This is a genomic window from Flavobacterium calami (genome assembly GCF_038290035.1).
Lineage (GTDB): Bacteria > Bacteroidota > Bacteroidia > Flavobacteriales > Flavobacteriaceae > Flavobacterium > Flavobacterium calami.
The window spans coordinates 59,777-79,484 of record NZ_JBBYHS010000018.1; the positions used below are offsets into that span (position 1 = coordinate 59,777).

Here is a 19,708-nt window from a genome sequence, read left to right on the forward strand (position 1 = left end):
ATCTAAAATTTTCTCGGATCGTTATCAGGATAAATTTCTTTATTATCTTCTTCCTGAATATCATCTTCTTTGTATTCATAATCTTCTTCTTCCTCAATTTCTTCTTCTTCATCATCCTGATCAATATCTTCTAAATCTTCTTCGGTTTCATTAAAGGTATTTTCGAATGAATCAGAAGGATTGTCAAATTCGTCATTAACGGTTTTTTCATCTCCGTCAATATCAATTTCGCTTAATTCGTCATCGTCTTCAAGGTCTCTGTCGCTATGAAAATCATCGTTTAAATCATCCAGGTCATCTTCATCATTTGTGATTTTTTCCTGGTCAGGATTGGGTTTATTGGGATCGTAGCCGTTTCTAACTGTAAATCCCTGTTCGGCAATTTCTCTGTTGGTTTGTTTTTGTTCATTGTTTTGATACAGTTCCTCATTCATAAGGACATTTTTATCTGTATTATTTGGATCTATAGTGCTCATAATGGTAGTTTTTAATGTTCTTAATTATTTAGGTCATGATTAGTCATTTCGTTGCTCTAACTCGTCATAGTCTAAGTTTTCATCGTTTTGAATACCTTCTTCTTCCGTTTCCGTTTTTTCAGGTTTGTAATAATTATCGTCTTCCTGATGTTTTTTTACATATTCTTCTTCGCTTATGCTTCCATCATTAGGAATATTTTCATTTCTTAAGATATTATCCTTTTTCAGCAGTTTGTCTATCGCTTTTTCGATTAAAACAGCAGCATCCGGATCCAGAAATCCTCCCTGAAATTTTTGTTGAAAGTAAAGCTGTGCATTTTCGTAATCGTTGTATTTGTTTGTATGATATGTGATATGCGTTTTCATGGTATATGCTTTAATAAATTGATATTACAAATCTATCCATCATTCCAAAGAAACGTCTTACAGGATTTGCCGATCTCCTTTCATAATATACAGGTGTTCATCTTGAAACTTTGAAATCAAATGATATAAGTAAAAGGCTGGTTAACAGTCTAATTTTGAAAATATTAATAACTTAAAATAGTATAGCTATGAAAACTACAGATAGTAAAAAAAAGGCTGCTCCTAAACAAAGCACCAAAAAAAGTACAGAGATAAAACCAAAAAAAGATGCCGCAAGTGGTCTGACAGAATTATTTGAAGATGGTCTTAAAGATATTTACTGGGCAGAGAAAGCTTTAACCAAAGCGCTTCCGTTAATGGCAAAAAATGCAACTTCAGCCGATTTAATTGAAGCTTTAAATTCTCATTTGACAGAAACAGAAGAACACGTAAGCCGTCTGGAAAAAGTTTTTGAACTAATTGGTAAAAAAGCTTCAGCAAAAAAATGTGATGCCATGGAAGGACTGATCGAAGAAGGAAAAGGAATTCTTGAGGAAACAGAAAGCGGAGTAGTACGTGATGCCGGAATCATCGCAGCAAGCCAAAAAATCGAACATTACGAAATTGCAACTTACGGAACCCTCAGACAATTTGCAGAAACATTAGGTCTGGCAGAAGCAGCAAGCATATTAGAATTAACGCTTGATGAAGAAAAAGGAGCCGATAAAAAACTTACCGAAGTTGCTGTAAATGCAGTAAATCTTGAAGCCGCAGAAGCAGATTAATTTTTAAGGAAAATCTAAAAGCACAGTTTCGGCTGTGCTTTTTTTGTTTAATCAAATCATGTAATTATGCCAGAAGGTCCTTCTATAGTGATATTAAAAGAAGAAGTTCAGCAATTTTCGGGACATAAAGTACTGGAGGTATCCGGAAACAGCAGTATTGAGATCAGCAGACTACAAAATAAGATAATCCGTGGATTTAAAACCTGGGGGAAACATTTTTTAATTTGTTTTGATGATTTTACAATCAAAATCCACATGCTGATGTTTGGTACGTACAGAATAAACGAACGGAAAGAAACAACGCCAAGGCTAAGTTTGATTTTTGCAAACGGTGAACTTCATTTTTACACCTGTTCTATTAAAATTTTAGAAGGAGACATCAATCTTTATTACAACTGGGAAGAAGACGTGATGAATGAAAACTGGAATCCGAAAAAGGCAAAACAAAGCATGGATAAAATTCCAGACAAATTGATTTGCGATGCTTTGCTGGAACAAAATATATTTTCGGGAGTGGGAAACATCATAAAAAATGAAGTTTTATACAGATGTAAAATTCATCCGGAATCTCTGGTTGGTAAAATTCGGAAGAAGGATATTCAAAGTCTTATTGATGAAAGCGTTACTTATAGTTTTCAGTTTCTGGAATGGAAGAAAAATGATGAATTAAAACAACACTGGCTTGCCCATACCAAAAATATGTGTGTTCGTTGTGATCTTTCTATTATAAAAAAATATACAGGCGTCAAAAAAAGAAGAAGTTTTTTTTGTACGAACTGTCAAAAATTATATCAATGAGAAAAGAAGTTTTAATAGGCTGCTCCAGCTTTAACAACCGCTACTGGAAAGGTATTTTTTACCCTGAAAACCTGCCTTCCTCTAAATGGTTTGAATTTTATAGCCAGCACTTCGAAACCTATGAATTCAATGGCAGTTTTTATAAATTCCCAACCGTGCGGATACTGGAAAACTGGTATAATAAAGCGCCTGAAAATTTTATTTTTTCAATAAAAGTACCAAAAGAAATAACGCACATTCGAAAATTTAACGACTGCAAAAATCTGATCCAGGATTTTTATGATATATGCAAAACTGGTTTAAAAGAGAAATTGGGATGTGTCCTTTTTCAGTTTCCGCCAGGTTATCATTTCACACTTGAAAATCTGCAAAAGATTGTAGCGAATCTCGATCCTGAATTTAAAAATGTCATTGAGTTTCGGCATGAAAGCTGGTGGATTCCGGAGGTTTGGAATATTTTTTCAGAAAATAATATTACATTTTGCAGCGTGAGTCATCCGCAGCTGCCAAAAACCATTTTCGCAGATTTCCCGCTAATCTTTATCAGACTTCACGGAACCCCAAAAATGTTTTATTCATCCTATTCAAATGAAGAACTCATCTTTATAAAAGACAAAATTATGAACAAAACGGCTTTTGTCTATTTTAATAATACAGCAAGTGAAGCAGGTATTCTGAATGCTTTGGAGTTTCAAAATGAATATAAAAAACAATGGCAATCTTAACTTAGACTGCCATTTGATCTACAGTTTTAAGCTGCCTTCAATTCCGTCATCCATAGTTTTTCCTGTAACAAATGCTACTGTCATTTTAGCAATTGCGACCATTTTGCCATGCTTGTTATTCCAGTAATAACCGTCTTCAGGAGCTACTTTTATGATACTCAGGTTAGGGTCATCCTCACCACCAGTCATCCAGATTTTAATGATTGGATTCCATAATTCTTTAATTCTTTTTCTATCATAAGAGACAGAAGCATTTCCATGAAGTAAAAGAAACTTATCGTGTGGCTGTGCAAAAATGAGTTCGACTTTTGAATTTTCCATAATTTCAGCATTCTTATTGCTGTTTTTATCGGATAAGAAAAAAATATTTCCGTATTCATCAATCTCCTGAAATGACATTGGTCGTGATTGTAATTTTCCGTCTTTATATGTACACAACATGCAGGTTTTAATATCTTCAGCTAAATCTTTTATTTTTTCAGTCGCTGAAACGTTTTTAAGGTCTTTATGATCTCCCATGACTTTTATTTTTTTAAATTAAATTTTGAATATATATAAAAATAAAGGTCACAATTTTCGGTTTTTAATGTTTATATAATTCATTTTTAGGATTATGATATTTCTATTTAAAAACTTCAAAAATTAGGAATTTATTGATAATTCTGTTTATTTGTCTATCTTTGATATAGATTTATTAACTCCATAAATCCCGCTATGAGTGATATAACGATATTCTACACTGACGATGACGAGGATGATTTGAGTATTTTTTCAGATGCTGTTGAATCACTACAAAAAAAGGTAAACCTTCAGACTTATACAGGAGGTCAAAAATTATTAAATGCAATTTATAATCCGCCGCCAAAACCTCATATTGTTTTTCTGGATCTGAATATGCCCGGAAAGAATGGTTTTGATGTTTTAGCGGAACTGCGTGACAATGAAGAAAAAATACAGATTCCTATAATTGTTTTTTCTACTTCAAATGAACCGGGAATTATTGAAAAATGCAGGTTATTGGGAGCCAGCTGCTTTATGACAAAGCCTGTTTTAATGAGGGATATCATAAAATCAATTGATTACGCTCTTGAAACTGACTGGCGAAATTTTGTTCCTACAGTTCATAACTTCGTTTATAAATCATAAACTGAATTTTTAAAATTCAGGAAGATAAATGTCAAAAGTAGCTCCTTTATCTTTTTCTCCTTCAGCGGTAATTATTCCTTTGTGGTTGTCTACAATTTTTTTTACGATGGCAAGTCCAATTCCGGTGCCTGCATATTCACTTTCGGTATTCAGACGCTGAAAAACTTCAAAAATACGGGTTTTATATTGCGGTTCAAAACCAATCCCGTTGTCTGATATTTGGAGATGGTAATACATTTTATCAGGAAAATCAACGTGTAAATTTATTTTTTCACCTATAATTCTTTCTGCTTTAATTTCGATGATTGGCACAGTATCTTTTTTAGAAAATTTAAGGGCATTTCCAATAAGGTTATGCAGTAATTGCCTGAATTGAAAAGGAATAATTATAGCTTCACCTAAGGGTTGCAAAATTACCTGAGCATTTTTTTCTTTAATCCGTTCAGAAAAATCAATTGTAACTTCTTCGGCAATTTCATTTAGATCTGATTTTATAAATATTCTTTCAGCAGAATTTGTTCGGGAATAGGTCAGGAGATCCTGTATCAGGGTTTGCATCCTTTTGGCAGAAACTTCAATTCGGCCTAAATATGTTTTGGCTTTTGTCGAAATATTATCTTCATCCAAATCAGACAAACGGCTTGCAAAAGTCTGAATTTTTCGAAGTGGTTCCTGCAAATCATGGCTAGAAATATAAGCGAAAGACTGCAGCTCAATATTCATATTTATCAAATCCCTGTTTTTGATTTCTAATTGTGCTGTACGCTCGGAAACTTCTTTTTCGAGTTTGTCGGTAAAGTTTTTCTGATCCTGAATGTCGGTGCTTGTTCCAACCCACATCTGAGTGTTTCCGAGCTCGTCTTTTTGGGCTACAGCACGGCTTAGCTGCCATCTGTATTCACCATCATGACGCCTGAAACGATGTTCGAAAAAAAAGTCATTTCCGGTTTTAACAGCATTCATCCAGTTGTTGATATTTTCTTTCCTATCTTCAGGATGCACGATTTGAAGCCATCCTTGTTCTTCGATATCTCTTTTTGATAATCCGGTATAGGTGAAAACAGACTGATTATAGTAATTCAGATTCCCCAAAGGGTCGCTGGTCCAGATATGCTGTGGCATAGAATCTGCCAAAAGCCTGAATTTCTCCTCACTTTTCATTAAAATCTGATGACTGTTTTTTTCGTCGGTAATATCTAAAACAGTTCCGAGCATTTTTATGGCGATTTTGTTTTCATCAAAAAAGATTTTACCATGCACCCTTATCCAGCAGATTTCATCATCCTGTTTTATAATTCTGCATTCATATTTGTAAATACCGGTTTGGAGAGCGAGCCCAAATGCTTTTTCTAAAATTGGCAAATCATCCTTATGTATTTGACTTTTAATTTTTTGACGTGTTATGTTGCTTCCTTTTTCCTGTCCGAAAATTTGAGGTAAATTTTCAGAATAAATAATGGCATCGCTTAAAAAATCTAAATCCCAGGTGGCAATTTCGGCAATTTCTATAGCCAGTCTCGTTCTTTGTTCTGCGATTTCCAGTTTTTTACGGGCTTCAACCTTATTTGTTACGTCATAAACGCTAACCATTACGCCATTTACTTCACCATTTTTTTCAAAAAGGGGAGTATATTGATAATCCAGATAAAACTTTTCCAGTTTGTCTTTTTGCTGAACATACGCAATGGCTTCATTTTCACGAATTGTTATTCCTTTTGAAACAACATCATTTAATAATTCGGGATATTTTTGGTTTAACAATTCAGGAAATACTTCCAGAATGGGTTTGCCAATAGTTTCCTGTGGGTTTCTTTGCCAGATCTTTTTCATCATAGCATCGTTTGCCATTTCGATTACATGATTTTTCCCTCTGAAAATAGTCATCGCTATCGGGGATTCCATTACAAATTTCCGGAAAGCCTTTTCGTTTTCTGTTAAAAGATGGCGGGCCTTTACGGCATCTGTAACTTCATAACTAACAACAATAACGCCGGTAACCTGATTGTTTTCTTCTCTTAATGGATAGAAAACCAAATTAAAATAGCCCGGTTCTTCTTTACCATATCGGTTTAAAATTACAGAAAGTTCATCTGTGTAATAAGGGATTCCTTCCTGAAAAACTTTTGAAAGTAAAGGATAAACGGTTTGCTTGGCTTCAGGTACTGCTTCAAAAACAGGTTTTCCCAGAATTTCATCTTCTGTTTTATCAATAATTTGAAGGTAAGTAGCATTTGCTGTTTCAACCACTAAATCGGCTCCTTTTAAAATTGCAATTCCAACGGGAACCTGCTTTATAGTATCCCTGAATTTCTTTTCGCTTTCTTCAACCTTATTTCGCGAAATTACCTGCATGGTAACATCGTTTGCAATGGCTACAATTCCGGAAATACTACCATCGGGTTCTTTCAAAGCTTCGTAAACGACATTTATAAAAGTATTTTCTATTTTACCGTTTCTTGTTAACCGTACGGGAAGCTCATAGTCTTTAAAAGTTTCGCCGGTAGTATATACATTTTCTAAAATAGCTTCAAGTCCCTGATCTCTAACCTCTGGAAGTGCATCAAAAACAGGTTTGTTAATTACCAGATCTTCTTCTTTTTCCCAAATTTCGAGCATACGTTTATTGGCTATTTCTATAATATGTTCTTTACCCCTAAAAATACACATAGCATTGGGTGTGTGAAGAATATTATTAAGATAGCGTTTGTTACTGTCTTCTAATTTTTTGACCAGATTGACCTTGTCTGTGGTTTCATTACAAATAACCAAAACACCGGCCGGTTTTCCAGACTCATTATTTACAGGACTATAACTAAATGTCCAGTAAACATCTTCCATTTTTCCGTTACGGTAGATAGGCAGTAACTGATCTTCGTGCCAGGTAGATTCTCCTTCGATAAGAACCTGATCGATAAGCGGTTTTATAAAGTCCCAGGTTTCAGGCCAGGAATCAGCCCCTTTTTCTCCTAAAATAAAAGGATGTTTTCCATTGTTTCCAAGGCTTGGGCGATACGCATCATTATAAAAACAAATATGTTCAGGTCCCCAAAACAAAAACATTGGAAATTTTGAATTTAAAAGTAGTCCTAACGTTGTTTTTAAGCTTTGCGGCCATGAATCTATAGAGCCAATCAGAGTTTTGCTCCAGTCTTTTGACCGGGTTAATTCTCCCATTTCACCGCCTTTTGCTAAAAAATCCTTATTTGTTTGGGTCATTGCGAAAAATTGTATTTTTTTAAGTATTGAAGAGGAGTAAAATCCTGTTAGAGTCAATAAATGTAGTGATTTTATAAATATATTTTCAAAAGGAAAAGTAGTTTAACAGGCTTTTTTTTATTTTTTGTGGTAAATATTTTTATGGGATAATAAAAAAATCTTTTGAGTTAAAGTGCCGGATTTAAACGAAGGAAATTTGTTTATATAAAGGATTTTGGAAATTCTTTTAGTTTACTAAATAAAACCCAATTCTCATGAAAAAGGAACTTGCTAAAAACGAATTAGAATATATAGATGAATATCGAAAAAATGGATATTACCGTAGTTTTTTGTTTAAACAGGGCGCACTAGTGGAAACAGAATCAAAGTATCCGTATCAGCCGGACGAAATTTCTATCGTGGCGCATCACCGCTACGAAGGAATGAGTAATCCCGAAGACATGTCGATTTTGTATGTAATTAAAACTGCAGACAATAAAAAAGGGACTTATTTATTAGGATATGGACCGACCGCCGATTTGGAAGCTGCTGAATTCTTTAAAGACATACCTGAAAAAAATTATGCTCTGAATTCAGATATTCATAAGCTCGTTTAAATAAGGACTCACTTGAATGGTTACATAAGATAAGTTTAGGATTTTTTTATTTTGCTGAAAAAAACAGCTGTTTCATGAATTTGGAGCAGCTGTTTTTGGTTTTAAAATTTTTATGTAAAATATTAATTATGAAACTACTGCATGAAATTGTATAACAAAAAACATTTTGACTATAGCGAAATTTGAATAGTTCAAAAAAGGAAATCAGATAGAGATTTATCAAATTTTAAAATTTTGAACAGTTTTTTTTAGGAACGTTTTAAAAGTTATCAGATGAAGAAACTTTACTTGAATACTGCCAGTATGAATACTATTTTTAATTATCTTAAAGATAGCCTTGACGGATCTTTGACTCTTGAAAGCAGTCAGTACAAACTAAAGACCAGAACTAAAAATGCAGACGGGGCCATAGATGGGATAACAGTAAGCTCTCATATTTCTTTTGTAGAGTTTGACATTGTATTTTATAAAGATACACAGCTAAGCCTTGAATCTGTTGCGGGTTCTAATGTATTGTTTGTTTATTGTTCTAAAGGGAATTTAGGACACAGTTTCGGAATTAACGGTGAAAGGAAAACAATAAAGGCGAATCAAAACGGAATCATAAGAAATACTTCTACTATTAATAGTGTTTTTTATTTCGAAGGTTTTAAACCTGTTCGCTTTTCAATTTTAAGTTATAATACTAAAGCAGAAAATAGTGGGCTTTTTTCTGCTATGAACAAGGTATTCTGTGGTAATAATGATAGTTACATAAAGGTTGGCAGACAAAATTTTGAAATAGCAAAAAAAATAAATGAATTTAATACTATTCCGCAAAGGGGAATTGTTAGAAATCTATTGAGAAACAGGATTTTGGAAGATATTTTAAAAATAGAACTTGACCAGCATACTTACGGATACCTCAAAGATTTACAACCGATTATGAGGCTGGCAAACAAACAGCTTGAGGAAATTAAAAAAGTTCGGGGTCATAATTTCTCTCAGATATTATCAGAAGTAGGTCACTCTGGCAGGAATCATTTTTTTAAAGTATTCAGAGAAAAATATCATCTGGTATTCAACAGGCATTTTAACCAAAAATTAGTTAGCTAACAGAGCATTATATATTGAAAAAAACAGCTTTTTAACAAGGCTGTTTTTTTATTCCTTTTCATAATTAAGAAGGAAATAAACCATTATTAGATTCAGTATTAATGAAATGCTGTTGGAGATAATAACTGGTATGTCATTTTTTAAAATACCGTAGACAACCCAAACCGCAACACCAAAAGTAAGTACGCCAAAAGTGAGCAGCGAAATTTGTTTTACCTTTTTTGTTTTCCACACCTTTATAATTTGCGGAATAACCGAAAGCGTAACACAAATTCCTGCTAAAAGACCAATCAGATCAATATAATTCATTTTTTTTCGATTTAATTATCCTCCTACAAGTTCCCCTCCGTTAATATGAATAAATTGCCCTGTAATATAACTGCTGTCTTCAGAAGCTAAAAAAACATAAGCTGGTCCAACCTCTGAAGGCTGTCCGGCTCTCCCCATCGGATTGTCTTTTCCAAAGTCTGAAACTTTATTAAACGTAGAAACAATCAAGGGTGTCCAGATTGGTCCTGGCGCAACTCCGTTAACTCTGATTTGTCTTTTTGCCAGCATTGTTGACAATGATCGGGTAAAACTCAAAATAGCTCCTTTGGTACTTGAGTAATCAAGCAGGTGCTCACTTCCCCGATAGGCGGTTACAGAACTTGTGTTGATGATACTGTCACCTTTACTTAAAAAAGGTAAAGCAGCTTTGGTGATATAAAAATAAGGATAAATATTGGTTTCAAATGTTTTTTGGAGCTGTGCAGTTGTAATTTTTTCCAGTTCTTTCTGAGGAAACTGAACAGCCGCATTATTAACGATTATATTTAATTTGCCAAATGTTTTGATACAGTTTTTAACGGAGTTTTTGCAAAATTTCTCCTCTTTTAAATCGCCACTAATCAAAAGACATTGCCGGCCTTCTTTCTCAATAAGCTCTTTTGTTTTTAAGGCATCCTTATCTTCTTTGAGGTAAACAATTGCAATATTGGCGCCTTCTCTGGCAAAGTGTACTGCAACGCTTCGGCCGATTCCGCTGTCACCGCCTGTTATAAGAGCTGTTTTACCCAGAAGCTTTCCGCTTCCGGTATAATTTTCCTTAATTATTTCAGGTTCAGGATTCATTAGGTATTCGTTGCCGGGGATGTCCTGTTTTTGTTCCGGAAATGTTGTCTTATTCATAGCTTTTCATTTTAAAAATATAACTAAAGTAAGATTCTCTTGTGGTAATGTTTAACGTGATTGAATCAAAAATTGTCGCAAAAAAGTTAAATTTTATAAGTTCACATGGGAATTATGTAACTTATTTGGTTTCATATAAAATAAGTGTTAAAATTTTTTTGGATACATTTGAGAGTTTTATAAAATTTAAATTCAAAAAAAACCAGTATTTACGCCCCTTTAATCATAACACCTTAGCCCACAAACAAATGGTATTAATTGTAGACGATATAAAGGCAAATATAATTGCCTTAAAAAAAACTTTAGAGCTACATAATATCGATGTAGATAGCGCAGAATCTGGTGAAGAAGCATTGAAGAAAATTTTACAGACGAATTATTGTCTTATTATCATGGATGTACAGATGCCCGGACTTGATGGTTTCGAAGTGGTAAAAATTCTGTCGGGGAACAAAAAAACAAAAGACATTCCGGTAATTTTTCTTTCTGCTCTGAATATCGAAAAAAAATACATTTTTAAAGGTTATGAAACCGGTGCTGTTGAATATATAACCAAACCAGTCGATACAGATCTGCTTATTTTAAAAGTAAAGACATTCCTTAAAATTTACGAACAGCAGAATCAGCTGAAAGAAATGAAAGACCTGCTTTCGAAAGAAATTAAAATCCGAAAAGAAGCACAGGACAATCTGGAGACAAAAATTTTAGAAAGGACAAAAGAACTCGTACTGAAAAACGAAGAACTGGAACTTAAAAATCATGAGCTGCAGCAATTTTCATGGGTAGTATCACATGACCTGAACGAGCCCATCAGAAAAATTCAGATTTTTATTAAAATCATCAAAGACCTTTATCTGGCAAAAGATGATAAAGCGGTTGATTATGTAAACCGAACAATTAAGTCTGCAGAACGGATGCAGACCCTGATTACAGATCTGCTTGCTTACTCTAGATTATCTTCAACTGTTCAGCCTGAAAAAACAGATTTAAATGTTGTGCTGCAGGAAGTGCTCTCAGATTTTGATTATCTGATTGAACGAAAAAATGCAACCATCAAAACAAATGAACTCCCAACGATTGACAGTATTCCAAGCCAGTTAAGACAGGTTTTTCAGAATCTGATTGGAAATGCACTTAAGTTTTCAAATAATACAGATGAGCCTCTGATTGAAATTACCTCTGAAATAATTGATGCAAAAAGTTTTGACGCAAAACCTTCATCCAATGGAAAGTATTGCAGGATTATCGTAAAAGATAACGGAATCGGTTTTGATGAAATTTATCTGGACAGGATTTTTGTTATTTTTCAGAGTCTTAATGACCGACAAAGCTACGAAGGAACCGGAATCGGACTCGCAATTGCAAAAAAAATAATCGAAAAACATAACGGGTTAATTACCGCCAAGAGTCAAATAGGCAAAGGGGCAAGCTTTATCATAGTTTTGCCTTTGCAATATCAGGAAATAAATAATGCACATGAAACAAAACAACTTTAAAAGGAATTTATTAATTAGTTCGTTAGTTTCGTTATTGATACTAATGATAAGCTCAACGGCTTCATTTTTGAGCATCAGAAGCCTGCTGAACAGCAACTACTGGGTAAACCACACTCAGGAAGTAATTTATAACCTGAATGAAGGTGTATCTATAATCACAGATGCCCAAACAAGCATGCGTGGCTATTTAATAAGTGGTAATGAACAATTTCTGGATCAGTATAACGATGCAGAAAAAAAATCGAATGTTATTTTTGGTAAACTGCAGGAACTTACTATTGACAATCCTTCACAGCAAAAAAACTTAAAAGAGTTGAAATCCCTTACGGATGTTTTTTATAAATATTTGCATAATCAGGTAGTTAAAAAGCGTTTAGGGAAAGGAACTGTTACCTTCGATCTAAATGAAGGTAAAAAACTGATGGATAAGCTACGGGCTTATTTTAAAAGTATTGAAAATACAGAACAAATACTTTTAAAAGAGCGAAACGCAAATTCGCAGCGATATGGTAATTATAGTTTTATATTAATTATTTCAGCATTTGTTATTGCTTTTGTTATAACAGTTGTTTTCTTACTTCGTATCTTAAAAGATTATAATGAGCGCTCCTTTCTTCAGGAAGAATTAGAAAAAAAAGACAGAGAAACCGCAGAAAGAATTCAAGCAATAAGCACTATTGCCGGAAATATTTCAAAAGGGAATTATGAGATCAGGGTCGATGATACCAAATCTGACGCCTTGGGCAGTGTTGGAGAATCGCTAAACAGCATGGGAGCTTCCTTAAAATCATCTTTTGATTTGTTGTCTCAAAAAGAATGGATGCAAACCGGAATTGCACAACTAAACAATGTGATGATAGGAGACAAAGAACTCGAAAAACTATCGCAGGATGTTATTGAATTTTTATGTCAGTATACCAAAAGCAGTGCAGGGGTTATTTATGCAATTGAGGGTGATGAACTGTATGCAACTTCAGGATATAGTTATCTTCCAAATAAAAACAGGCAACATATCAAGAAGGGAGAGGGATTAGTTGGACAATGTGTGGTTTCAGGAAAAATACTGGAAATAAAATCTTTCTCAGAAAGTGATGTTCAGATTACTTATGCTTTAGGAGAAATAAAACCCAAACAGATTGTTGCGGTACCATTAATAGATACTAAAATTGAAGGTGCTTTTGAATTAGCAAGTGTAAATGAGTTTAGAGAAATTGATTTGGAATTTCTGCAAGCCGTTTCCAATAATATTGCGATCGCCATAAAATCTACCCAAAACAGAAAAAGGGTTCTGGAACTATTGGAAGAAACCCAGGCACAGTCAGAAGAATTAAGGATTCAGCATAGCGAACTCGAAGCTATGAATGCCGAACTGGAAACCCAGACTGAAAAACTGCAGGCATCCGAAGAAGAATTGAGAGTGCAGCAGGAAGAGTTAGAACAAACCAACGAAGAACTCTCTGAACGTAGTACTTTACTGGAAGAAAGAAATAATGAAATTCAGAAAAAATCTGAAGCACTGGAACTTTCTACGCGTTATAAATCTGAGTTTTTAGCGAATATGTCGCATGAATTAAGGACTCCTTTAAATTCTATTTTGTTGTTGAGCCGTTTGCTATCTGAAAACAATAACAAAGGCATGAGCGCTGAAGAAATCGAATTTGCAAAAGTTATTCAGAGTTCAGGTAACAGTTTACTAGGTTTGATTGATGAGATTCTTGATTTGTCTAAAATTGAGGCCGGTAAAATGGAACTGGAATTTTTAGATGTGACGACCAAAGAAATAACAGACAATTTATCTAGTTTATTTTCGGTAGTGGCAAAAGAGAAAAAAATAGACTTTAAAATTATTGCAAAAGATGCACCGGTAGTTATTAAAACTGATAAAATGCGTCTTGAGCAGATACTTAAAAATTTAATTTCAAACGCAATCAAATTTACCGAAAAGGGATCTGTAAGTTTAGAGATTAAGATCAATGAGGATGATGATAAAATAATTTGTTTTATTGTAAAAGATACCGGAATTGGAATTCCGCTGGATAAACAGCCTTTGATTTTTGAAGCTTTCCAGCAGGCAGATGGCTCCACCAAAAGAAAATATGGAGGAACAGGTTTAGGGTTGTCGATAAGCAGGGAACTGGCAAAATTACTTAGAGGAGAAATTATTTTGCACAGTAAAGTAAATGAAGGAAGTACTTTTACATTATGTCTTCCGGTTTTTGGTTCTGAAATTAAGAAAATAACAGTCGAAAAGACACCGCCTATTGAAATTGAACTTATTGAAAATGCTGAAGCCAAAAAGCAAAAGAACAAATACATCAGCACTATTATTCCTGATGAAATAGAGGATGACAGAAATTCGGTTTCTGAAAATGATAAAGTAATTCTAATTGTTGAAGACGATATCAGTTTTGCCAAATCTTTATTAACCTTTAGCAGGAAAAACGGTTATAAAGGAATTGTTGCAGTAAGGGGAGATTATGCACTAAATTTTGCTTTGATTTACAAACCGGTTGGTATTTTGCTAGATATTGAACTTCCCGTAAAAAGTGGCTGGGAAATTCTGGAAGAGCTAAAAAACAACTCACAAACAAAACATATTCCGGTGCATATTATGTCTTCTCATAAACTGAAGCAGGAAAGTTTATTAAAAGGAGCCGTTGATTTTCTGGATAAACCGGTAACGTTTGAAAAAATTCCGGAAATTTTTATGCGAATAGAACATATCATCAGTAAAGAAGCGCAAAAAGTCCTGATAATTGAAGATAATCCTAAGCATGCAAAAGCTCTGGCTTATTTTTTAGAAACTTATGATATTAATTCTGAAATCAAAAGTGAAGTTTCAGAAGGATTAAAAGCACTTAATAAGAGTAATGTAGATTGTGTAATCTTAGATATGGGAATACCGGACAAACAAGCCTACCAAATTCTTGATGGTGTAAAGAAAAGCCCAGGTCTGGAAAACCTCCCTGTTATTGTATTTACCGGAAAAAGCCTATCAATTAAAGAGGAAGTAAAAATTAAAAAGTATGCAGATTCCATAATTGTTAAAACAGCACATTCATATCAGAGAATGCTGGATGAGGTGTCACTTTTCCTGCATTTGGTTGAAGAAAACAAAGGCCCGGAAGCGAAAAAAGAAAATTACAAAAAACTAAATTTACTCAATAATATTCTGCAGGATAAGACAGTTTTGATTGTAGATGATGATGTTCGTAATATTTATTCGCTAACAAAAGCTCTGGAAGTATTTAAAATGAATGTTATTACGGCATTTGATGGCAAGGAAGCTATAAAAATACTGGAAGAAAACCCGGACACAGATATTGTTTTACTTGATATGATGATGCCTAATATGGATGGTTATGAAACAGCAGAAAAGATACGAAGCAATCCAAAATTCCTGACACTGCCATTGATTGCAGTAACAGCAAAAGCAATGACGGGAGATCGTGAAAAATGCATCAGTGCAGGTGCTTCAGATTATATCACTAAACCGGTTGATATTGATCAATTGCTTTCATTGCTTCGTGTGTGGCTATATGATAAAGTTTAATTAAACAAAGCAAAATGGACAAAAAAAGACTTTTAATTGTAGATGATGATTCCAGAAATATTTTTGCTTTGGAAAACACACTTCGAGCCAAATCATTCGATTGTGTATCGTGCTTGAGTGCAGAAGAAGCCATAAAAATTTTAAACGCTGATGCCAATATAGATGCTATTTTGATTGATATGATGATGCCCGAAATGGACGGGTATGAAGCAATTCCTTTAATTAAAAAAATTCCGTTATATAAATCAACTTTTATTATAGCGGTAACCGCTCAGGCTATGGCAGGAGATGAAGAAAAATGTCTGGCAGCAGGTGCAGATGGATATATTTCTAAACCGGTTAATGTCGATAAATTGCTTTTGTTACTGAGCAAAATATAAATGACTATGATTGAAGATATTGAATTAGAAACCCTAATTAATGAAGTATATGAATATTATGGTTTTGATTTTGGTAGTTATTCCAGAGCATCCCTAAAAAGACGTGTAAACAGAATATACCAGCTGGATGGATTTACCCATTTTGAGGAGTTTCTATCAAAAGTAAGATCTAATCCGGAGTATTATAAACACATGGTTGACGAAATTACGGTAAATGTTACCGAAATGTTTCGGGATCCTTCTTTTTATGCAGTCATCCGAAATCAGATTCTTCCGCTGTTGGGACCAAAACCTTTTATTCGTTTGTGGCATGCAGGATGTTCGACAGGTGAGGAAGTGTATTCTGTCGCTATTTTACTGAAAGAGGCCGGATTGCTGCATAAGTCTATAATTTATGCCACAGATATAAATGCAAAGGTTTTAGAAACGGCAAAAAAAGGTATTTTTCCATTGAGAATGATGAAAGAATACTCCGAAAATTATAGGGATTCCGGCGGGAAAGAAGATTTTTCAAACTACTATACAGCCAATTACGGTATTGCAAAATTTAATGATGAACTGTCTCAAAAAATGGTTTTTTCACAGCATAATTTAGTTTCAGATACTTCATTTAATGAATTTGATTTGATTTTTTGCCGTAATGTCCTGATCTATTTTGATAATGAATTGCAGAAAAGGGCAATCAGTTTATTTGATGATAGTCTTGCTGTTTTAGGCTTTTTGGCTTTGGGCACAAAAGAAACCATAAAGTATTCAATAGCTCCAGACAAATACAAACAATTAGATCGGGAAAAAATATGGAGAAAAATCAAATAATTCCGGATTTTAAAGTGGTAATCATAGGAGGATCAGCCGGAAGTTTAAATGTCCTCATGCAAATTTTACCACAATTGTCTCCAATAAAGTCTTTTGCCATCGTAATTGTCGTACATCGGAAAAGCACAGATGAGCAAACTTTTGAAGAACTAATTGAAATCAAATCAGCTGTTAAAGTAAAACAAGTCGAAGACAAAGTTCCTTTTTTGCCGGGATTTATTTATATCGCTCCTTCTAATTATCATTTATTATTTGAAAAAAATAACACATTATCGCTTGATATTTCTGAAAAGGTCAATTACAGCAGGCCAAGTATTGATGTTTCTTTCGAATCAGCTGCTGAGGTTTACAAAGATAAATTGGTCGGAATCTTATTATCAGGATCGAATGCAGACGGTACAGAAGGATTAAAAGCAATTCAAAAAGAAGGAGGAACTGTAATTATTCAGAATCCCGAATCTGCCGAAATGTCTTTTATGCCCAATCATGCTATTCAAAATACAAGACCCGATTATGTTCTAAATATTAAGGAAATTCTTCAGTATATTCTTTTAATGGATAACTAAGTTTAATTATTTTAGTAGTTTAAAAAATAAACTATAATCATTGGGTAAATAAAATAGATTAAAAGTAAAATTGTAGTTAAAAAGTAGTTTGCAATTTAACCTGACATTTATTTTAATTTCATCCAAATGATTTAACTATAAAAATATTGACTTAATGAATTCACCTGTTTATGTTTTGGGTACCGGACTTTCGCACAACGGATCTGCAGTTTTATTAAAAGACGGACGTGTTTGTGTAGGCATCGAAAAAGAAAGGTTAAACCGGGTCAAACATGATGGAGGAAATGATAATCTGGCAATTCAGTATTGTCTGGATGCTGAAGGAATTCAGTTAAAGGATATTTCGCTTGTAGTACAATGTGCCAATTTCGATATTCCCGATCGTAATCAATATAAAGGCAAAAGACTTTTTACAGAAGCACCGGATTTGAAAATTGTTGATATTTCGCATCATTTGGCGCATGCCTACAGTGCCGTAGGAACCTGTTCGTTTTCTGAATGTGCGGTAATGGTGATTGATGGCTGCGGAAGTCCGCTAGACCAGTTTCTCAAACTACATCCCGAACAAAAAACATACATAAACCTGGAGATACTGAATGAAGTTCAGATGGTTTGCGAAAAAGACAGTTTTTACCATTTTGACGGGCAAAAATTAATTCCTTTGATTAAGGATTTCAGTAAAATGGCCGAAAAATCAGGTGGTTTATTTTCGCTTCCTACTACACAGCATTCTATCGGAGGATTCTATGCTTCCGTAAGCCATTATGTTTTTGGAGATATGGATGATGTGGGTAAATTAATGGGACTGGCACCATTTGGAAAATCAGGTGTTTATGATTTTGAAGCTTTTAAATTTAAATCGGGTAATCTGTTTGTAAATGAAGACTGGAAAAACCAATTTACGAATCCGTCAAAAGGATATGAATATTTCAAAAATAACTTTGATTATTACGCCAATGTAGCAAAATGGGCTCAGGAACAGGTTGAAAAAGCTGTTTTAAAATGCATTCAAAACCGATTAGAAAAATTTCCGCATAAAAATTTGTGTTATTCAGGCGGCGTAGCACTCAATGCTGTGGCAAATGCAAAACTTCAGGACAGCAAAATAGTCGAAAATATTTATTTTGAACCTGCCGCAGCAGATAATGGACTGGCACTTGGCTGTGCATTTTACGGCTGGCTGGAATATTTAAAAATGCCAAAAGTGCCCCATGACGGAAGTACTTGTTTTGGTAAAACATATACTAATGCCGAAATTGAAGCTGCATATAATAAAGAGGAAAACAGAAAATACAATTCTAAAAAGTTTTCGAATGTAAATGATCTGGCAGATTATTGCGCAGAAAAATTAAATCAGGGAAAAACGATTGCCTGGTTCCAGTCTGGATCAGAATTTGGTCCGCGTTCCTTGGGACGAAGAAGTATTTTGGCACATCCCGGAATTGAGGGAATGAAAGATCATATCAATCTGGACATTAAATTCAGAGAAGATTTTCGTCCTTTTGCTCCGGCAGTTTTAAAAGAAAAAGTGAATGAATATTTTTTACACGGAAGAAATAGTCCTTACATGATTTTGGTAGATAAAACAAAATCAGAGCATTTGGAAAAGCTTAAAAACGTCACACATCGGGATGATTCTGCACGTGTTCAGACAGTCGAAGAGAGTTGGAATTCAAAGTTTGCGAAATTGCTTACTGCATTTTATAAACAAAGCGGAATACCCGTTTTACTCAATACTAGTTTAAATAAAAAAGGAATGCCTATCGTTGAAACTCCCGAAGAGGCACTTGATTTATTTGAAATTACAGCTTTGGATATTTTAGTTATGGAGAACTATGTAATCGAAAAATAATGGTTATTCCAAATCTTTCAGAAGAGCATCTAAATTTGGCGGATTCATCCGTTTCAGTTCAGCAATTATAAGCTGTTTTTCTTTTTCGGAAACTTTTGCTGCAGGTCGGATAAATTCACTTTGACGGGCTTCTTTAAAAAACAAATCATCTGTCCAGTCATTTCGAAGTCCGTCAATAACCAGATGAATCCTGTCCTCAGTTCCTCGATTGGCTACAGAGTGGGTAAAATTGGCATCAATATACCAGCATTCGCCTTCGTTCATTATCAAACGATTTCCATCTAAAATAAATTCAACTTCGGTATTTGTAATGATGGGAATATGTAATCTGAAACAGCCATCTTCGTATCCCAGACAATTATCAGTATGTGGCTTAATTTCGGCACCAACATCTAGTTTCAATAAACGGGCAGCTGTTTTTTCAAATAAAAAGCTATCCAGAATTTCCTGAAAATAAGTGCATGAATCCATGATTTCGGTAGGAACCAGTTTTTCATTCCCTCTCGGAAGTGCAAAAATAGAATCTGACTTTCCGTTTTGTGACATTAAGGCAATAGAGGTCCATTTTCCTGTATAATCATTTGTGTTGTAGTGATTGGTCCAGCTTTTATCGATGATTTTACGAACGTCATTTTTAAGTTTTTCAGGATCAAAAAACATCGGAAACTTTATTGAGCGTACTAATTTATCCAT

Annotated in this window: 19 protein-coding genes; 12 read left to right on the forward strand and 7 right to left on the reverse strand. The window is 34.1% G+C overall.

Annotated features, from left to right (window positions below; all coding sequences use genetic code 11):
* Nucleotides 1-2: 2 nt before the first annotated feature.
* Complete coding sequence (locus AAEO57_RS16535) at nucleotides 3-476, reverse strand: hypothetical protein (RefSeq protein ID WP_341694142.1); 474 nt, start codon at nucleotides 474-476, stop codon at nucleotides 3-5.
* A gap of 39 nt (nucleotides 477-515) precedes the next feature.
* Nucleotides 516-842 carry a hypothetical protein gene (locus AAEO57_RS16540; protein ID WP_341694143.1) on the reverse strand — a complete coding sequence of 109 codons (327 nt, stop codon included), beginning with the start codon at nucleotides 840-842 and terminating at the stop codon, nucleotides 516-518.
* Nucleotides 843-1,030: 188 nt separating this feature from the next.
* Here AAEO57_RS16540 and AAEO57_RS16545 point away from each other — a divergent pair, with 188 nt between their 5' ends.
* The 3 genes from AAEO57_RS16545 (at nucleotide 1,031) to AAEO57_RS16555 (ending at nucleotide 3,129) form a co-directional block, all read left to right on the forward strand.
* On the forward strand, nucleotides 1,031-1,606 hold the full coding sequence (locus AAEO57_RS16545) for a YciE/YciF ferroxidase family protein (protein WP_341694144.1): 576 nt from the start codon (nucleotides 1,031-1,033) through the stop codon (nucleotides 1,604-1,606).
* Between the two features lie 66 nt (nucleotides 1,607-1,672).
* Nucleotides 1,673-2,404, forward strand: coding sequence for a DNA-formamidopyrimidine glycosylase family protein (locus AAEO57_RS16550; RefSeq protein ID WP_341694145.1), 732 nt, complete (start codon nucleotides 1,673-1,675; stop codon nucleotides 2,402-2,404).
* Nucleotides 2,401-3,129 (forward strand): DUF72 domain-containing protein, encoded by a 729-nt coding sequence (locus AAEO57_RS16555; protein ID WP_341694146.1) that lies wholly within the window; start codon nucleotides 2,401-2,403, stop codon nucleotides 3,127-3,129. Before AAEO57_RS16550 ends, AAEO57_RS16555 begins: the two co-directional genes overlap by 4 nt.
* A gap of 18 nt (nucleotides 3,130-3,147) precedes the next feature.
* Here AAEO57_RS16555 and AAEO57_RS16560 read toward each other — a convergent pair whose 3' ends face one another.
* Nucleotides 3,148-3,648: a pyridoxamine 5'-phosphate oxidase family protein gene (locus tag AAEO57_RS16560; RefSeq protein WP_341694147.1), complete on the reverse strand. Its 501-nt coding sequence runs from the start codon at nucleotides 3,646-3,648 to the stop codon at nucleotides 3,148-3,150.
* 195 nt (nucleotides 3,649-3,843) lie between these two features.
* Between AAEO57_RS16560 and AAEO57_RS16565 the strand changes: the two genes are divergently transcribed.
* Entirely contained in the window at nucleotides 3,844-4,275 is a 432-nt protein-coding gene (locus AAEO57_RS16565; protein ID WP_341694148.1) for a response regulator, read from the forward strand.
* A gap of 9 nt (nucleotides 4,276-4,284) precedes the next feature.
* Here AAEO57_RS16565 and AAEO57_RS16570 read toward each other — a convergent pair whose 3' ends face one another.
* Nucleotides 4,285-7,491 carry a PAS domain-containing protein gene (locus AAEO57_RS16570; protein ID WP_341694149.1) on the reverse strand — a complete coding sequence of 1,069 codons (3,207 nt, stop codon included), beginning with the start codon at nucleotides 7,489-7,491 and terminating at the stop codon, nucleotides 4,285-4,287.
* Between the two features lie 254 nt (nucleotides 7,492-7,745).
* On the opposite strand from AAEO57_RS16570, the gene AAEO57_RS16575 reads away from it, so the two are divergent.
* Both AAEO57_RS16575 and AAEO57_RS16580 read left to right on the forward strand, forming a co-directional pair.
* Entirely contained in the window at nucleotides 7,746-8,087 is a 342-nt protein-coding gene (locus AAEO57_RS16575) for a hypothetical protein (RefSeq protein WP_341694150.1), read from the forward strand.
* Nucleotides 8,088-8,360: 273 nt separating this feature from the next.
* Nucleotides 8,361-9,182 (forward strand): hypothetical protein, encoded by an 822-nt coding sequence (locus tag AAEO57_RS16580; RefSeq protein ID WP_341694151.1) that lies wholly within the window; start codon nucleotides 8,361-8,363, stop codon nucleotides 9,180-9,182.
* A gap of 48 nt (nucleotides 9,183-9,230) precedes the next feature.
* Here AAEO57_RS16580 and AAEO57_RS16585 read toward each other — a convergent pair whose 3' ends face one another.
* Together AAEO57_RS16585 and AAEO57_RS16590 are read right to left on the reverse strand one after the other, a co-directional pair.
* On the reverse strand, nucleotides 9,231-9,491 hold the full coding sequence (locus AAEO57_RS16585) for a SemiSWEET family sugar transporter (RefSeq protein ID WP_341694152.1): 261 nt from the start codon (nucleotides 9,489-9,491) through the stop codon (nucleotides 9,231-9,233).
* Between the two features lie 15 nt (nucleotides 9,492-9,506).
* Entirely contained in the window at nucleotides 9,507-10,352 is an 846-nt protein-coding gene (locus AAEO57_RS16590; protein ID WP_341694153.1) for an SDR family oxidoreductase, read from the reverse strand.
* A 248-nt stretch (nucleotides 10,353-10,600) separates the two neighbouring features.
* Between AAEO57_RS16590 and AAEO57_RS16595 the strand changes: the two genes are divergently transcribed.
* From AAEO57_RS16595 to AAEO57_RS16620, 6 genes are all read left to right on the forward strand, one after another.
* Nucleotides 10,601-11,848 carry a hybrid sensor histidine kinase/response regulator gene (locus AAEO57_RS16595; protein ID WP_341694154.1) on the forward strand — a complete coding sequence of 416 codons (1,248 nt, stop codon included), beginning with the start codon at nucleotides 10,601-10,603 and terminating at the stop codon, nucleotides 11,846-11,848.
* Nucleotides 11,829-15,401, forward strand: coding sequence for a response regulator (locus AAEO57_RS16600; RefSeq protein ID WP_341694155.1), 3,573 nt, complete (start codon nucleotides 11,829-11,831; stop codon nucleotides 15,399-15,401). Before AAEO57_RS16595 ends, AAEO57_RS16600 begins: the two co-directional genes overlap by 20 nt.
* A gap of 14 nt (nucleotides 15,402-15,415) precedes the next feature.
* A complete protein-coding gene (locus AAEO57_RS16605) occupies nucleotides 15,416-15,781 on the forward strand; it encodes a response regulator (protein WP_341694156.1) in 366 nt (121 codons plus the stop codon).
* A gap of 6 nt (nucleotides 15,782-15,787) precedes the next feature.
* Nucleotides 15,788-16,597 carry a CheR family methyltransferase gene (locus tag AAEO57_RS16610; protein WP_341694157.1) on the forward strand — a complete coding sequence of 270 codons (810 nt, stop codon included), beginning with the start codon at nucleotides 15,788-15,790 and terminating at the stop codon, nucleotides 16,595-16,597.
* Nucleotides 16,579-17,163, forward strand: coding sequence for a chemotaxis protein CheB (locus AAEO57_RS16615; protein WP_341694158.1), 585 nt, complete (start codon nucleotides 16,579-16,581; stop codon nucleotides 17,161-17,163). The genes AAEO57_RS16610 and AAEO57_RS16615 overlap by 19 nt, the downstream gene beginning before the upstream one ends.
* A 154-nt stretch (nucleotides 17,164-17,317) precedes the next feature.
* Entirely contained in the window at nucleotides 17,318-19,015 is a 1,698-nt protein-coding gene (locus tag AAEO57_RS16620) for a carbamoyltransferase family protein (protein ID WP_341694159.1), read from the forward strand.
* A gap of 3 nt (nucleotides 19,016-19,018) precedes the next feature.
* On the opposite strand, the gene AAEO57_RS16625 is transcribed toward AAEO57_RS16620, so the two are convergent.
* Nucleotides 19,019-19,708 (reverse strand): aspartyl/asparaginyl beta-hydroxylase domain-containing protein, encoded by a 690-nt coding sequence (locus AAEO57_RS16625; RefSeq protein WP_341694160.1) that lies wholly within the window; start codon nucleotides 19,706-19,708, stop codon nucleotides 19,019-19,021.

What these genes read in the sequence shown, in the direction of transcription:
- AAEO57_RS16600 (WP_341694155.1), top strand. Translation starts at nt 11,829, where the DNA reads ATGAAACAAAACAACTTTAAAAGGAATTTATTAATTAGTTCGTTAGTT.
- AAEO57_RS16580 (WP_341694151.1), top strand. Translation starts at nt 8,361, where the DNA reads ATGAAGAAACTTTACTTGAATACTGCCAGTATGAATACTATTTTTAAT.
- AAEO57_RS16615 (WP_341694158.1), top strand. Translation starts at nt 16,579, where the DNA reads ATGGAGAAAAATCAAATAATTCCGGATTTTAAAGTGGTAATCATAGGA.
- AAEO57_RS16555 (WP_341694146.1), top strand. Translation starts at nt 2,401, where the DNA reads ATGAGAAAAGAAGTTTTAATAGGCTGCTCCAGCTTTAACAACCGCTAC.
- AAEO57_RS16620 (WP_341694159.1), top strand. Translation starts at nt 17,318, where the DNA reads ATGAATTCACCTGTTTATGTTTTGGGTACCGGACTTTCGCACAACGGA.
- AAEO57_RS16535 (WP_341694142.1), bottom strand. Translation starts at nt 476, where the DNA reads ATGAGCACTATAGATCCAAATAATACAGATAAAAATGTCCTTATGAAT.
- AAEO57_RS16585 (WP_341694152.1), bottom strand. Translation starts at nt 9,491, where the DNA reads ATGAATTATATTGATCTGATTGGTCTTTTAGCAGGAATTTGTGTTACG.
- AAEO57_RS16595 (WP_341694154.1), top strand. Translation starts at nt 10,601, where the DNA reads ATGGTATTAATTGTAGACGATATAAAGGCAAATATAATTGCCTTAAAA.
- AAEO57_RS16590 (WP_341694153.1), bottom strand. Translation starts at nt 10,352, where the DNA reads ATGAATAAGACAACATTTCCGGAACAAAAACAGGACATCCCCGGCAAC.
- AAEO57_RS16550 (WP_341694145.1), top strand. Translation starts at nt 1,673, where the DNA reads ATGCCAGAAGGTCCTTCTATAGTGATATTAAAAGAAGAAGTTCAGCAA.
- AAEO57_RS16540 (WP_341694143.1), bottom strand. Translation starts at nt 842, where the DNA reads ATGAAAACGCATATCACATATCATACAAACAAATACAACGATTACGAA.
- AAEO57_RS16610 (WP_341694157.1), top strand. Translation starts at nt 15,788, where the DNA reads ATGATTGAAGATATTGAATTAGAAACCCTAATTAATGAAGTATATGAA.
- AAEO57_RS16575 (WP_341694150.1), top strand. Translation starts at nt 7,746, where the DNA reads ATGAAAAAGGAACTTGCTAAAAACGAATTAGAATATATAGATGAATAT.
- AAEO57_RS16605 (WP_341694156.1), top strand. Translation starts at nt 15,416, where the DNA reads ATGGACAAAAAAAGACTTTTAATTGTAGATGATGATTCCAGAAATATT.
- AAEO57_RS16625 (WP_341694160.1), bottom strand. Translation starts at nt 19,708, where the DNA reads ATGGATAAATTAGTACGCTCAATAAAGTTTCCGATGTTTTTTGATCCT.
- AAEO57_RS16560 (WP_341694147.1), bottom strand. Translation starts at nt 3,648, where the DNA reads ATGGGAGATCATAAAGACCTTAAAAACGTTTCAGCGACTGAAAAAATA.
- AAEO57_RS16570 (WP_341694149.1), bottom strand. Translation starts at nt 7,491, where the DNA reads ATGACCCAAACAAATAAGGATTTTTTAGCAAAAGGCGGTGAAATGGGA.
- AAEO57_RS16545 (WP_341694144.1), top strand. Translation starts at nt 1,031, where the DNA reads ATGAAAACTACAGATAGTAAAAAAAAGGCTGCTCCTAAACAAAGCACC.
- AAEO57_RS16565 (WP_341694148.1), top strand. Translation starts at nt 3,844, where the DNA reads ATGAGTGATATAACGATATTCTACACTGACGATGACGAGGATGATTTG.